Source organism: Mesorhizobium sp. URHB0026 (assembly GCF_054059755.1).
Genome location: NZ_JBSSCN010000001.1, coordinates 5,161,497 through 5,175,170, shown reverse-complemented (window position 1 = coordinate 5,175,170; position 13,674 = coordinate 5,161,497). Strand labels below are relative to the sequence as shown.

7 protein-coding genes and 1 pseudogene are annotated in these 13,674 nt (G+C 64.0%); 1 reads left to right on the top strand and 7 read right to left on the bottom strand.

Translation table 11 applies throughout. The features are described 5' to 3' along the window. Nucleotides 1–11: 11 nt before the first annotated feature. The 7 genes and pseudogenes from cysW to ACVWWD_RS25365 form a co-directional block, all read right to left on the bottom strand. Complete coding sequence (gene cysW, locus ACVWWD_RS25395; protein ID WP_023769583.1) at nt 12–896, bottom strand: sulfate ABC transporter permease subunit CysW; 885 nt, start codon at nt 894–896, stop codon at nt 12–14. Beyond that, complete coding sequence (gene cysT, locus ACVWWD_RS25390) at nt 889–1,740, bottom strand: sulfate ABC transporter permease subunit CysT (RefSeq protein WP_023769584.1); 852 nt, start codon at nt 1,738–1,740, stop codon at nt 889–891. Before cysT ends, cysW begins: the two co-directional genes overlap by 8 nt. A gap of 22 nt (nt 1,741–1,762) precedes the next feature. After that, nucleotides 1,763–2,791 (bottom strand): sulfate ABC transporter substrate-binding protein, encoded by a 1,029-nt coding sequence (locus ACVWWD_RS25385; protein WP_023769585.1) that lies wholly within the window; start codon nt 2,789–2,791, stop codon nt 1,763–1,765. 210 nt (nt 2,792–3,001) lie between these two features. Then, nucleotides 3,002–3,411 (bottom strand): annotated as a pseudogene (locus ACVWWD_RS25380) (M15 family metallopeptidase). Between the two features lie 47 nt (nt 3,412–3,458). Then, nucleotides 3,459–3,662 (bottom strand): hypothetical protein, encoded by a 204-nt coding sequence (locus ACVWWD_RS25375; RefSeq protein WP_457103482.1) that lies wholly within the window; start codon nt 3,660–3,662, stop codon nt 3,459–3,461. 18 nt (nt 3,663–3,680) lie between these two features. Further along, entirely contained in the window at nt 3,681–5,771 is a 2,091-nt protein-coding gene (gene pbpC, locus ACVWWD_RS25370; RefSeq protein ID WP_457103644.1) for a penicillin-binding protein 1C, read from the bottom strand. Nucleotides 5,772–5,984: 213 nt separating this feature from the next. Continuing rightward, the gene (locus ACVWWD_RS25365) at nt 5,985–11,465 is read right to left on the bottom strand and encodes an alpha-2-macroglobulin family protein (RefSeq protein ID WP_457103481.1); all 5,481 of its coding nucleotides are present in this window, start codon (nt 11,463–11,465) and stop codon (nt 5,985–5,987) included. A 280-nt stretch (nt 11,466–11,745) separates the two neighbouring features. On the opposite strand from ACVWWD_RS25365, the gene ACVWWD_RS25360 reads away from it, so the two are divergent. Next, a complete protein-coding gene (locus tag ACVWWD_RS25360; protein ID WP_457103480.1) occupies nt 11,746–13,674 on the top strand; it encodes an autotransporter assembly complex protein TamA in 1,929 nt (642 codons plus the stop codon).

The window sequence follows — 13,674 nt, the reverse complement described above, 5'->3', positions numbered from 1 at the left end:
CAATGAACCTTCTAATGTCCGCGCGTCGCGGCGAGTTCGGCGCCGTAGCGCATCTCGAGCAGTGTTTTCAAGACCAGTGTGACGAGCGCCAGCCCGGCAAGCAAGGAAGCGACGGCGAAGGCGCCGACGGCGTTGTACTCGTTGTAGAGGATTTCGACATGCAGCGGCATGGTGTTGGTCAGGCCGCGTATGTGACCCGACACCACCGAAACCGCGCCGAACTCCCCCATGGCGCGCGCGTTGCACAGGAGCACGCCGTAGAGCAGGCCCCATTTGACGTTGGGCAAGGTCACGTACCAGAAGGCCTGCCAGCCATTGGCGCCAAGCGAAAGGGCGGCCTCCTCGTCGCCATTACCCTGTTCCTGCATCAGCGGGATCAACTCGCGCGCGACGAAGGGGAAGGTGACGAAGACGGTGGCCAGCACAATGCCCGGTACTGCGAACAGGATCTGGATGCCATGTGCCTTCAGCCACTCGCCGAGCAACCCCTGAGCACCGAACAGAAGCACGTAGACCAGACCCGAAATGACCGGCGAGACCGAGAAGGGCAGGTCGATCAGCGTGGTCAGGAAGGCCTTGCCCTTGAACTCGAACTTGGCGATCGCCCATGCGGCCGAGATGCCGAAGACGATGTTGAGCGGGACCGAGATCGCGGCCACCAGCAAGGTCAGGCGGATCGCCGAACGCGTGTCGGCATCGCTTAGCGATTGCAAGTAAGTGCCAACGCCTTTGGCGAAAGCTTCCTTGAAAACAATGATCAGCGGCAGCAACAGGAATACGGCGAGAAAGACGAAGACGATGGCCATCAGCACGGACTGCGCCGGCCGGCTCTCGGTCACCGCCGCCGAGCGGCTTTCATGAAACGGTTCGTAGGATTTGATCTCGGGATCAGCCATAGCGCTTGCGGCTCCATGTCTGCACCAGATTGACGATCAACAGCATGAGGAACGACAGCGCCAGCATGATCGCCGCGATCGCGGTCGCCGCCGGGTAATTGTATTCCTCGAGCCGGATGACGATCAAAAGCGGCGCGATCTCGGATTTGTAGGGCAGGTTGCCGGCAATGAAGATGACCGAGCCGTATTCTCCGACTCCGCGCGCGAAGGCCAGCGAGAAGCCGGTGATGATGGCCGGCGCCAGGCCGGGAAAGAGCACGCGGGTGATGATCTGGAAGCGGCTGGCGCCAAGCGTGGCTGCGGCTTCCTCCACTTCCTTGTCGATTTCTTCCATGATCGGCTGCACGGTGCGCACGACGAAGGGCAGGCCGATGAAGATCAGCGCAATGACGATGCCCAGCGGCGTGTAGGCGACCTTGATGCCGAGCGGCATCAGCAATTTGCCGATCCAGCCATTCGGCGCGTAGAGCGTGGTCAGCGCGATGCCGGCCACAGCCGTCGGCAGGGCGAAGGGCAGGTCGACCATGGCGTCGACGATGCGGCGGCCGGGAAAACGGTAGCGCACCAGCACCCAGGCGACGAGCGTGCCGAAGACGACATTGACGACAGCCGCGATGAACGCCGTACCGAAGCTGATTCGAAGGGCGTTGATCGTGCGGCGGTCGGTGGCGATGGCCCAGAAATCGACCCAGCCGAGAGCGGCCGAACGCCAGATCAGCCCGGATAGCGGGATGAGGATGATGAGGGTGAGGTAGGCAAGCGAGAAGCCGAGCGTCAATCCGAAACCCGGAATGACGCTCGGCTGTCTGAACCGCCACCCCGCCTGCGCGGGTGCTGTGGTCATGTCGTCCTGATCTAGGTTTAGCTCACTGGGCCGGCTTGTAGATCTGGTCGAATATACCACCGTCGCCGAAATGATAAGGCTGCGCTTTCTTCCAGCCGCCGAAAAGCGGATCGTCGATGGTGATCAGCTTGACTGGCGGCAGCTTGGCGAGATCCTCGGGGGGAACCAATTCGGGCTTGGACGGCCTATAATGGTTCTTGGCGATGATGGTCTGGCCTTCCTTGGAATAGAGATAGCTCAGATAGGCCTGGGCCACCTTGCGCGTGCCCCTGGCGTCGACATTGGCGTCGACCACGGCCACCGGTGGCTCGGCCAGGATGGAGGTCGGCGGATAAACGATGTCGAAATTGTCGGCGCCAAACTCGTCGAGCGCCAGATAGGCGTCGTTCTCCCAGGCGATCAGCACGTCACCCAGGCCTTTTTGCGCGAAGGTCACCGTCGAGCCGCGCGCGCCGGTGTCGAGCACCGGAGCATTGGCGTAGAGCTTGCCGACGAATTCCTTCGTCTTGGCTTCATCGCCGCCATCGTTGGCATTGGCATAGGCCCAGGCCGCGAGATAGTTCCAGCGTGCGCCGCCCGAGGTTTTGGGGTTAGGCGTGATCACCTGGACGCCGTCCTTGACGAGGTCGTTCCAGTCGTGAATGCCCTTGGGATTGCCCTTGCGGACAAGGAAGATGATCGTCGAGGTATAGGGCGCTGAATTGTTTTCGAATTTGGTGCGCCAGTCGGGATTGATCTTCTTTGACTTGGAGACGATGGCGTTGATGTCGCCTTCGAGCGCCAGCGTCACCACATCGGCGTCGAGGCCGTCGATCACCGCGCGGGCCTGGGCACCCGATCCGCCATGCGACTGCTGGATGGTCACCGTCTCGCCGGTCTCCGTTTTCCAATGCGCGGCAAAGGCCTCGTCATAGGCCTTGTAGAGCTCGCGCGTCGGATCATAGGACACGTTGAGAATGGTGGTATCGGCGAACGCGAAACCGAGCGTGCCGAACTGGACAGATGCGGCCATCAGTGCGCCGAGCAATTTCCGGAAATGAGGTTTGGTCATTTCTGCCTCCTTTGAACCCGCGCCAAATCTAGCGAATTGGTAGAAATAAGATGCATTGAATGTTGCCTTTTTTGCCCTCGTGAAGAAAATCTTCGGCGATATGTCGTTGTTGTGAGAACTATTTTGCTCGGGGTCGCTCCGCGCCGGAGTCGGCCCGCCATCCGGCCTATCTAGGGATGCGCGGTTGCCGGGCAAGGCTGGTTGGGCAGGTTACTCGGCGGTCACCGGGAAATCGAAACGCTGCTTTTGAAATGGCCCGCGGGGCAGCGCAAAGTGCCACCATTCGCGCGTGTGGTTCTTGAACCCGCCAGCACGCATGGCATCGACGAGCAGCTTTCGTTTGCCGCCGCTTCGGCGCCGAGCGGGCGATGCGCGGTCTCGCTCATCGGGTCGAAACAATCGAAGCCGGTGCCGAAATCGACGGTGTCGGCATTGATCGCGCCGCAGGCCGGTTTCGGCACGGGGGTACTGTCGACAGGCCCGATGGCAACATCGACGGTCGAGCCGCGCGAATGGCTGGACCGTTCACCGACATAGCCCTTGGCGATGAGATCGCCACGCTTGACCGTCGGATACCATTGCGGGTCCGGCGGTCCACCGGCGGCCGTCCAGTGGCCCATATCGGCCACGGCGCGGGCAGGGCGGTAGCAGTCGAAGACGACCAGCGTCAAATGCAGACCGGCGCGTCATAGCCATTCACCTTGCGGTGCAGAAAGTTGTCGGTTGCGGCGTAGCGGTTGTCCTGGCGGATAGATGGCGCGACATCGGCGAGGCGAACGAAACCCGCGGGGAGGAGATCGGCACGCGCCGGCAGGGCGAAGCCGGCAATCATCAGCGCACAAAAGCCAATGCGCTGAATCGGTTGGCGCATACTATTCAAGGATCGCTTTCACTGGACGAACACTTTCACACTCGCCGCTCGTCCGGCCGCATCTATCACGGTGAGCGTGGAATAACCCGCGCCGTCGGGCAGCCAGGTCGCGGTGCGGCGGCGGTCGAGGCCGATGAGGGGCTTGCCGTTGGCCAGCCAGCGGAACGGGGCGCGGCCGCCTTGCAATTTCAGCACCAGCGGCGACGCGTCGGCCGAGTTGGTGGCGAGATCGACGCGGGCGCCGTCAGGCGGGAAGATGATGGTCGGCGCCGGTTCGGTCGGCGTCGCCTGCACCAAGCCATCCGCGCCAGCGCCGAAGCGGGCAAGCGTCACAGGCAAGTCCTCGCGCTTGGGTGCGAAGGCACCGGGCGGTTTGCCCGGCAGCGGCACGGTGGCGAGGCCGGAGCGGACAAAACCTTCGAACAGGATGGGAGCGGCCGAGACATAGCCGGAGAGGCCCGGCACTGCGCCGGCATCGGGCCGGCCGACCCAGACGCCCAGCACATAGCGGCCATCGAAGCCCACCGACCAGGCATCGCGATAGCCGTAGGAGGTTCCGGTCTTGTAGGCAATGCCACGCTGCAAGGCGCCTTCGGGCGGTTTTACTCCGGAGAGGATGTCGATGATCTGCCAATTGGCCTGGTCGTTGAGGATGGTGGTGGTCGAACTCACGGCATTGGCCGGCTCGGTGCCGTCGCGCAGCGAGTGCGTCTTGCCGCCATTGGCGAGCCCCGTATAGAGTTGGACGAGGTCTCGCAGCGTGACGCCGACACCACCAAGGCCGATCGCCAGCCCCGGCGCCTCATTGACCGGCAGGATCGGGTTGACGCCCGCCTGGCGGAACCGCGCCGTCAGCCGCGCCGGACCGACCGCGTCGAGCAGCCGAATCGCCGGCACGTTGAGCGACAATTGCAGCGCCTGGCGGATCGAGACATCGCCCTGATAGCCCATGTCGAAATTTTTCGGCCTGTAGCCGCTGAAATCGACCGGGCTGTCCTCGATGAGCGTCTCCTGCGCCACCAGTCCCTGTTCGAAGGCGAGGCCATAGATGAACGGCTTCAGTGTCGAGCCGGGCGAGCGCACGACCTTGGTCATGTCGATCCAGCCGGAACGACTGGAATCGAAGAAATTGGCCGAGCCGACTTCGCCCAGAATGTCGCCGGTGCGGGCATCGGCCAGCACCATGGCGACCGACAGACGCGGCCCGAGCCTGGTGGCGGCGTCGCGGGCCACCTGTTCCAGTCCTTGCTGGACGCTTTTGCGGATCGTCAGTTTGAGCGGCTGGCCGGGGACGGCCTTGGGCAGCATCGCGTAAGAGGCATGCGCGGCGAGCGCCGGCAAGCGCCGGCGCAGGCTCAACACATCCTCAAGCGCCGCGCGTGCCGCCTCGCGTTCGCCGATCAGGCCTGAAGAGACCATGCGGGTGAGCACACGGTCGCGAGCTGCGTGGGCGATCTGGAGGTTGCGGTCAGGGCGGCGCTTTTCCGGCAATTGGGGGAGGGCCACCAGAAGCGCGGCTTCGGAAACGGTGAGCCGCTTTGGCTCCTTGCCGAAATAGGCCAGCGAAGCGGCACGTACGCCCTCCAAATTCCCGCCATATGGCGCCAGTGTGAGATAGCGTTCGAGGATCTCGCGCTTCGACAACCGCCGTTCGATCTGGACGGCGCGCAGCATCTGCTTGATCTTGGATCCGAGGCTGCGGCTCTCGCGCGGCTCGATCAGGCGGGCAAGCTGCATCGACAGGGTCGAGCCACCGGAGACGATGTGGCCGCTGGTTGCGAACTGGCCGGCGGCGCGCGCCAGTGCCAGCACGTCGACCCCCTCATGGTCCCAGAAGCGCTTGTCCTCATAGGTGACCAGCATGTCGACGAACTGCTTGTCGACCTGGTCGAGCCGGGTTTCCAGCCGCCAGTAGCCGTCCGGCGTGGCGAAGGCGCGCAACAGCTGGCCGTCGCGATCCTGGACTTCGGTGGAGACCGTGAGCCTTTCAGGAAGCGGGGGCGGGAAGGCACGGTCGAGTTGCCAGAGGGTGGCGGTGGAGAGGGCGAGAAAGCCGCCGCAAGAAGCCGCGGTTATGGCGGCGCGGCGCAGGAATTTTCTGGAGAACATGGCGCCGCCGCTCATTGTCCTGCCGGACATTTCTCCCCGTAGAGAAACGGGGAGAAAGAGGCTGTTGCTGATGGTTTCGCCAATCGCCAGCGTTGCAGAAAAAGCGGCGAAGTTCGAGATAGCTCCCTTCTCCCCGTCACTATACGGGGAGAAGGTGCCGGCAGGCGGATGAGGGGCAGCGCCGTCGTCCTGTTCATATTCGCCAGCATCGCCTTACGGTGCCTTGATCTCCATCATGCCGGTGGCGGTGCGGGCTGAATATTGCGGACGGTACATGTCCTCAACCGTTGCCGCCGGATGGGCGTAGGTACCCGGCGTCACGGCGCGCACGACATAGGCAAGCGTCAGATTGTGGTCATGGTCGCCATCGGCCGGGTTGAATGCCGCGACGAACCGGTCGTCGCGGAATTCCAGATGCGCGGCGTCGGTCTGTGCCAGCCAGGAGAAGTTCGTCAACTGGGCGCTGGAGACGAGGCCTGGATTGTCGATCTCGAAACCGGCCGGCAACAGGTCGGTGACCAGCAGGCGCGACGGCCAGCTGTTCTGCTCGGTGACCTTGAGCACGACGACATAGCGTTCGTTCTGGGTAGCCTCGGTCACATTGGCTTCGGTGCCGTCTAGCTTGTAGTAGGTGCGGCTGATGGTGAAGCCGTCACCGCCGGCCGGCAAGGGCTGGATCGGCGACGCCACGGTGGTGACGACGGCCTGCAGCGGGGTCTTGCCGGTGTTGGCGACTTCCAGCGGGCTGTCGACCAGTTCAGAGCCGTTGACTTGGTTGGAATAACCACCCGAATGCGGCGCGCCATTGACGGTCAGCGCGATGGAGTCGTTGCCTTCCTTCAGCGCGCGCGCCGCCAGCAGCATCCAGGAATCATCCTGGGTGCTGGTCCAGTGCGCTTCGGCGCGTTCCCTGGTCACCAGTTTGATCAGCTCGGGCACGATGGTCGATACGGGCTTTGATTCCGCCGCCAGCGACAGCATGGCCGCGCCGTCACGCAACGCCGAACCGTAGTCGGAGCGGTACCAATCGTAGTCCGTGCTCGATTTGGCGAGCTGCAGCGCGGTCTTGAACGTCGCCTCCGAACGCTGCGCGTCGCCATAGAGCGCCAGGCTGGCCGCCAGCTGGGCAACGGCCATCGGGCTCGAGAAAGCTTCGAGCTGCGTGTCTGCGTAATAGCGCAGATCGCCGATCGAGGCCTTCTTGTTGCGGGCGAGCACATAGAGCGCGTAGGCGATCTCGCTGCCGCGGTCCTGTACGCTCTGGTCGTAGCCGAGCGAGTTCTGCAGGTTTTTGAGCGCCTGGTTCATCGCGAGAGCCGGCACGTCGTATTTCTGCTCCCGCGCCCTGGTCAGGAATTCGCTGACATAGGCGTCGAGCCACGGGTCGCCGGAGCCCGGACCCCACAGGCCGAAGCTGCCGCTCGAGGATTGGTAGCTCAGGACTTTGTAGATCGCATCCTGAATGCGGCCGTGCAGGTCCGGATCACTTTCCATGCCGACGCCGGATGCCATCTCGTTGACGTAGAGAAGCGGCATGGCGCGGCTGGTGGTCTGCTCGGCGCAGCCATAGGGGTAGCGATCGAGCGTCATCAGCAGCGAGGGCACGTCGAAGGCCGCCGCCTGCGAAACGCCGACACTGACCGAAGCGCCGTCGAGCAGGCTGGCCGCCAAGAGTTCCTTGTCGACGCGCAGCGCGCCGCCATTGCCCTTGAGGTCGACCACAAGGCGCGTGGTGACCGGCAATTGCGCCGGGCGCACCGGCACATAGAGCGTCTGCTCGACCTTGGTGCCGTCGGCGTGCGCCAGCTTGATGGTGAGCGAGGCATTGCCCGCCGTCCTGGCGATCAGCGGCACGGTAAGCGTCTGGCGCTTGCCGTGTGCGAGCGTCAGCTTCTGGGGCAGGGGCTTGTCGCCGGTCGACAGGTCGCCCGTCGTATCGATCGACAGCGCATAGTCGCCGGCCGGGCCGTCGGTGTCGGCCACGTCGAGGCGCATGACGGCGTTGTCGCCAGGCGCCAGAAAGCGCGGCAGGCCGGCGGTAATCACTATGGGATCGCGCACGATCACGTCCGCCTGGGCATGGCCGACCGCTTCCTTGGTCCAGGCGACGGCCATGACCCGCACGGTGCCGTTGAACTGCGGGATATCGAAGTCGATCCGCGCCTTGCCGTCGGCGTCGAGCTGGACGATGCCGGAGAAGAAGGCGACCAGCTTTTCGGTGGGCGGGCTGCCCTGCGCCTGCATATTGGCGCCGTCGCCGCCGGTCCGGAGCTTGCCGGTGGTGCCCAGCGAGCCATCGATCAGGCGGCCGTAGATGTCACGGATCTCCATGCCCAGCATGCGCTGGCCGAAGAACCAGTTCTCCGGGTCTGGCGCCTTGTAGTTGGTCAGGTTGAGGATGCCGACGTCGACGGCGGCAACCGTGACATAGGCGTTCGTGCCCGGCTGCACGCCGGCCACGGAAACCGGGACCGACAGTTGCTGGCGCGGCACGGTCTTGTCGGGCGGCGTCAGGGTGATGGCGAGCTTCTTGGCGCCCGGATCGACCGTCAGCCATTTCACGCCGATGGCGCGGGCCGGCATGCGCGTTTCCTGCGTATCGCCCGGCCGGAACAGGGTGGCCGTGACATAGGCGCCGGCGCCCCAATCGTCGCCGACCGGAATGTCGACGGTGCTGCCGCCGGCCGGCACGGTCGCCGTGATGGTCTTCAACAGCTTGTCGGAACCGATGTTGACGAGAAGTTCGCCGGCAAAATGCGGCGAGATTTTCAGCTTGGCCACTTCGCCCGCGGCGTAATTGTCCTTGTCGAGGGCGATCTCCAGGCCGTCGGGCGTTTCGGTGGTCGTCGAGGCGACATACCAGCCGGCGTCGAACTCATAGCTGGTCGCCGGCCCCTCGGGATCGGATGTCTCGACCTCGAGCCGGTACTGGCCCCAATCGACCGGTACGGAGACGGTTGCGTCGCCGTCGGCGCCGAGGTCGACCTGGCCATTGGCAATCGACTTGGTGAAGGAGACCGGCTCGTAGTTCCAGGAATTGTTGGAGCGATACCACTGGTAGTTCCGTTCGACCTTGACCAGTGTCCACTGCGCGGCTTTCAGCGCCTCGCGCTTGCCGTCGGGATCGACGGCGATCAGGCTGAACTTGGCGGTGCCGCCCTGCGGCACCTCACCATCGGCGAAATCCGGACGGATGCCGATCATGTGGCCTTGCGGGCGGATGCCGATGTTGAGCGAGCGCTCGATGGCGCGGCCGCCGGTTTCGCGCATGCGCACCGTCACCTTGCCGTCGACCAACTTGGTGGTCGAGGGCAACTGGTCGACGGTAACAGGGAAGGTCGCCTTGCCGTCATCGCCTACCACCGGCAGGTCGGTGAGCGGCGTGACCGTCGGCTCCGACGACTGCTCGTCGGCGAGGCCGAAGGAAAAGTCGGGGAAGCGGTCCCAGTCACGAGAGGTCGACAGCGTCAGCTCGCCTTCCAGCGCAAGGCCCGCCGCCGGCGCGCCATAGAGGAAGCGGCCGTCAATGTTGATGTTGGCGGTTTCGCCCCGCGCAATCTCCTGCTTGTCGGCCTTCATGTCGAATTCGATGCGATCCGGCACGAAGTCCTCGACCAGGAACATCTGGCTGGCAACCGCCGGCTGCTTGGGGTCGGTATGGATCGACACCGACCAGGTGCCGCGCATGGCGTTGGGTTCGAGGGGCAGGTCGACGGCATGGCCGCCGGCCGATGCGCCGTCACTGACGATGCGGCGGTCCTCGACGCCATCGGGGCGCGAGAAGATGAAGGTCAGCGGCAGGTTCTCGACCGCCTTGGCCGCACCATCGCGGGCAAGGGCGGCGACATGGACGTCCTCGCCGGCGCGGTAGATGCCGCGCTCGGTCCAGGCATAGACGTCGAGCGCGCCTGGTGCCGCGCGTCCGGTGACGCCGCGGTCGGACAGGTCGAAGCCGGCCTTGGCCATGTCGAGGAAGACGAAATCATTGTCGCCCTGCTTGGCCATCAGCACGGCCGGCACCATCCCGCCGTCACCGCGCGTCAGGCCAGGGTTGAAGACGGCATGGCCGTCGGCATCCGACGTCGCGGTGCCGAGAACCTCGTTGTTCCTGGCAACGAGCGTCAATTCGGCGCCGGCAATCGGCTTGGCGCTGCCTAGCGAACGGGCAAAGACATTGAGCCCGTCCTGGCCGGTATAGGTCGACAAGCCGATGTCGGAGACGACGAACCACTGCGTGGCCAGCGAACCGTAATCGTCGCTCTTGTCGTTGACGGGCTGCGCGGTCAGCACATAGACGCCGGGCTTGCGCTGCGGCAGCGCTTCGTCGACCGGGAAGGAGGTGGTGACTTCCTTGTTGAGGTCGTTGCCGATGTCGAGCTGGCCCTGCCAGACCGGCGCGCCCATCTGCTCGGAGATGTTGGAGATGTCATAGCCGTCGAGCTGGTGCAGGAACTGATAGCCCGACAGAAGCTGCGCCAGCGAACGGTCGCCGATGCGGTAGAGCTTCATTTCGGCGGCGTTCATGTTGACGGTGACGACCGGGATGCCGCGGCGCGCGCCGGCGGGCAGCACGAAGCTGTCGCCGGTGAAGCGGGCGGACGGCGCGCGGTCCTGCACATAGATCGACAGCACCACGGGGGCGGCGGTCACTTCGCCGATCGCGGCCGGCAGGCCGGCGCGGAAGGTGACGTCGTAGTGCTGGCCATGCTCCAGGCCTTCGACGCAGATCTGCTTGTCCTTGGCCTCGACGCCTTTTGGCGGCGCGTTGTCGACGGTGACGAACTGCGCGTAGTCGACGCCGGTCTTGACTAGATCCTCGGAGAATTGCGCGCAGATGCGCGGCGCGCTGGTGTCGGCATCGATGCTGTGATCAACAACGCGGAATCCTTTGCGGGCTTTCAGATCGGCATAGTCGGCCTGGACCGCGGGCGAGCTTTCCAGCGCAAGGCTGGCCTCATAGGCCTGCAGCGCCGGCCGGTAGAGATCGCGCTTGTCGAGACCGTCGCCGAGCAGCGCCAGCACTTCGGCGCGAGTCTTGGTGGTGCGCAGCAGCTTATAGGCGTTGAACGCGGCCGACGTGCCGTTTGCCGGCAAAGTCGAGGCTTCGGAGGTGTTGGCGGCAGGCTGCACGGCCAGCGTTTCGCGCGCCAGCTTGAGCCAGAGCTGGCCATCGTCAGGCATGACCGAGACCGCGGCCTCGTATTTCTGCATGGCGGAGCGATGGTCGCCGGTCAACACGGCCTGTTCGGCGGCATTGGTCAGTGCCGCCATGCCCTCTGTCGGCTTGTCGAAGGCCGGGCCGAGCAGCTTGTTGCGGTATTGCTGGGCCTGGTCGGCCATCCAGTTGGGGAAGAAGGCGAGTTCCGGCGGCGCGCCGATGTCGGGATCGCCGTCTATGTTGACGACCTTGCCGGCGATCGCGCCGGTGAAGGATTTCAACTGGTTATAGTCGGATTTGAGAAAGCACCATTTTGCCTTGGTGTTGTAGGTGAAGGCGCGGCAGGCCGGATCGCCGAGGCATGTCGTCTTGCACTGGTCGAGCGTGACGTTCTGGTCGGACCGGAGATCGAAGCCGAAATAATCGGAATTGTCCGTCGTCGCGATTCGCCGGGCCTCGGCCGCTTGCGCGACGCTACCCCAGGCAAGAAAAAAAAGGACGAGAATCGACAGACCACGAGCCGCGCGCATTGCCATTACACCCTCCAGACAATTGCAGACGTCCGGGCATGATCAAGCTTCAGTCGGGCTTGTCAACGCGCGAACGCGGCAGGTGCCGCCTGCCAACGGTTTATTTTCCGGCCAAGGACCGGTATGCGAACAGTAACCTCCATGGCAAAGGGGATCACGCTTTCTTGCGGAAACGCAGAAGGTGTGAATTCCAAGCCCGTCCTATTTCAGACAATTGGATTGTGGCCCCTTTACGAGCGCTTCAGAACTTCATTCCAATTTTAGTTTTACGAACTAGGTTGTCTTAATGCCGGCGCATGAAGAGCAGATGTCAGGAGGGATCGCGCCAGGGCGCGTGCTTCCGCGCGCCCTGGCTTTGGCCATGATGTGCTCGATGGCGCTGCTTTGCGAATCGGGGTCCGCGGCCGCGTTCGAGCTTTTCGGCATCAAGCTGTGGGGATCGTCCAGCGACGAGGACGCCGACATTGTCGATCCCCTGCGCTATGCGGTGACCATCTCCGCGCCCGATGCCGACAAGGACCTCGTCAAGAAGCTCGAAAACGCCTCGGCGCTGAAAAGCGACGAGGACCGACCGGTTTCGGGCTCGCTCGGGCTGATGGCCAAGGCACGCAGCGACCGTGAACAGCTGGTCGCAGCCCTTTATGCCGATGCCCGTTATGAAGGCGTTGTCACCGTCACCATCGACGGCAAGCCGCTCGACGAATTGCCGCCGGACGCCGAATTCAAGGGGCCGCAGCCCATCCCGGTAGTGATCACCATCTCAGCCGGCCCCAAATTCACGCTCGGCAACATCAGGCTGGAAGGCGACGCGGCGGGGCTGATGAGCGCCGATTATGGGCTGATATCAGGCGGCGACGCCGGATCGGGCGCGGTGCTCAAGGCCGAGGCGCTGATCGTGCGGACGCTGAAGGAGCAGGGCAGGCCGCTGGCCAGGGTGACCGACCGGCAGATCGTCGCCGACCATGCCACATCGACGCTCGACGTGACGCTGACGGTCGCGGCCGGCCCGGTAGCCGGCTATGGCGCGACCACGGTGGAAGGCACCGAGAAGGTCGACCGCGACTTCACCGAATACATGACCGGGTTGAAGCGCGGCAAGCAATACTCGCCGCAGGAGATCAGTGACGCGCGCGACAGGCTGCTGGCGCTCGAGGTATTCAACAGTGTCACCTTCCGGGAAGCCGACAAGCTCGACGCGGACGGCAACATCCCGATCGGCGTCCAGGTCAGCGAGCGCAAGCCGCGTTATTTTGGGCTGGGCGGCACATTCTCGAATACCGAGGGGCTTGGCCTGGAGGGCTACTGGGGCCATCGCAACCTGTTTGGCCGTGCCGAAAAGTTGCGCATCGACGGTGCCATCAGCGGCATCGGCAGCAACAATCTCTCCGAACTGAACTACAATGCCGGCATCATGTTCGAGAAACCCGGCGTCATCGGGCCGGCGTCGAAGTTCTTCGCCAGCGTCAAGACGGTGCTGGAACATCCCGACGCCTACGACCATTTCTCGGTCAAGGGCAGCACCGGCCTGTCCTATGAACTCGACAAGAAGCAGACCGTGTCAGCCGAGGTCGCGCTCGATTATTCGCGCATTCACGACGCCTTCGGCAAGCACAAATACCTGATCGCCAGCATTCCGCTGCAGTATGTCTATGACAACAGAGACAACCGGCTCAATCCGACCACCGGCTTCCGTTTGCTGGCCTATGCCGAGCCGAGCTACGATATTTTGAGCGGTGCGGCCTTCCTCAAGTTGAAGGGCGAAGAGTCGGCCTATCAGTCGCTGGACACGGCCTCGAAATTCGTGCTGGCCGAACGTGTCGCCGTAGGCTCGATCGTCGGTACCGGGCTGCAGAACGTCCCGGCCGACCGACGTTTTTATTCCGGCGGCGGCGGTTCGGTGCGCGGCTATGCCTATCAGGGCATCGGCCCGAAGGACTTCACGGGCCAGCCGATCGGCGGCCTGTCCTTCTTCGAGACTTCAGTCGAGATGCGCATCGCCGTCACCGACACGATCGGTATCGTGCCGTTCGTCGATGCCGGCACTGTGTCGACCAAGCCGGTTCCCAACTTCTCCGACGTCAAGGTCGGCGCCGGTGTCGGCCTGCGCTACGTCACGCCGTTCGGGCCGCTGCGTATCGACGCGGCCGTGCCGCTCAACCGCGATCCAGGTGATCCGCATTTCGGCATCTATGCCGGCATCGGACAGGCGTTCTGA

What these genes read in the sequence shown, in the direction of transcription:
- ACVWWD_RS25375 (WP_457103482.1), bottom strand. Translation starts at nt 3,662, where the DNA reads ATGCGCCAACCGATTCAGCGCATTGGCTTTTGTGCGCTGATGATTGCC.
- ACVWWD_RS25385 (WP_023769585.1), bottom strand. Translation starts at nt 2,791, where the DNA reads ATGACCAAACCTCATTTCCGGAAATTGCTCGGCGCACTGATGGCCGCA.
- pbpC (WP_457103644.1), bottom strand. Translation starts at nt 5,771, where the DNA reads ATGTTCTCCAGAAAATTCCTGCGCCGCGCCGCCATAACCGCGGCTTCT.
- ACVWWD_RS25360 (WP_457103480.1), top strand. Translation starts at nt 11,746, where the DNA reads ATGCCGGCGCATGAAGAGCAGATGTCAGGAGGGATCGCGCCAGGGCGC.
- cysT (WP_023769584.1), bottom strand. Translation starts at nt 1,740, where the DNA reads ATGACCACAGCACCCGCGCAGGCGGGGTGGCGGTTCAGACAGCCGAGC.
- ACVWWD_RS25365 (WP_457103481.1), bottom strand. Translation starts at nt 11,465, where the DNA reads ATGGCAATGCGCGCGGCTCGTGGTCTGTCGATTCTCGTCCTTTTTTTT.
- cysW (WP_023769583.1), bottom strand. Translation starts at nt 896, where the DNA reads ATGGCTGATCCCGAGATCAAATCCTACGAACCGTTTCATGAAAGCCGC.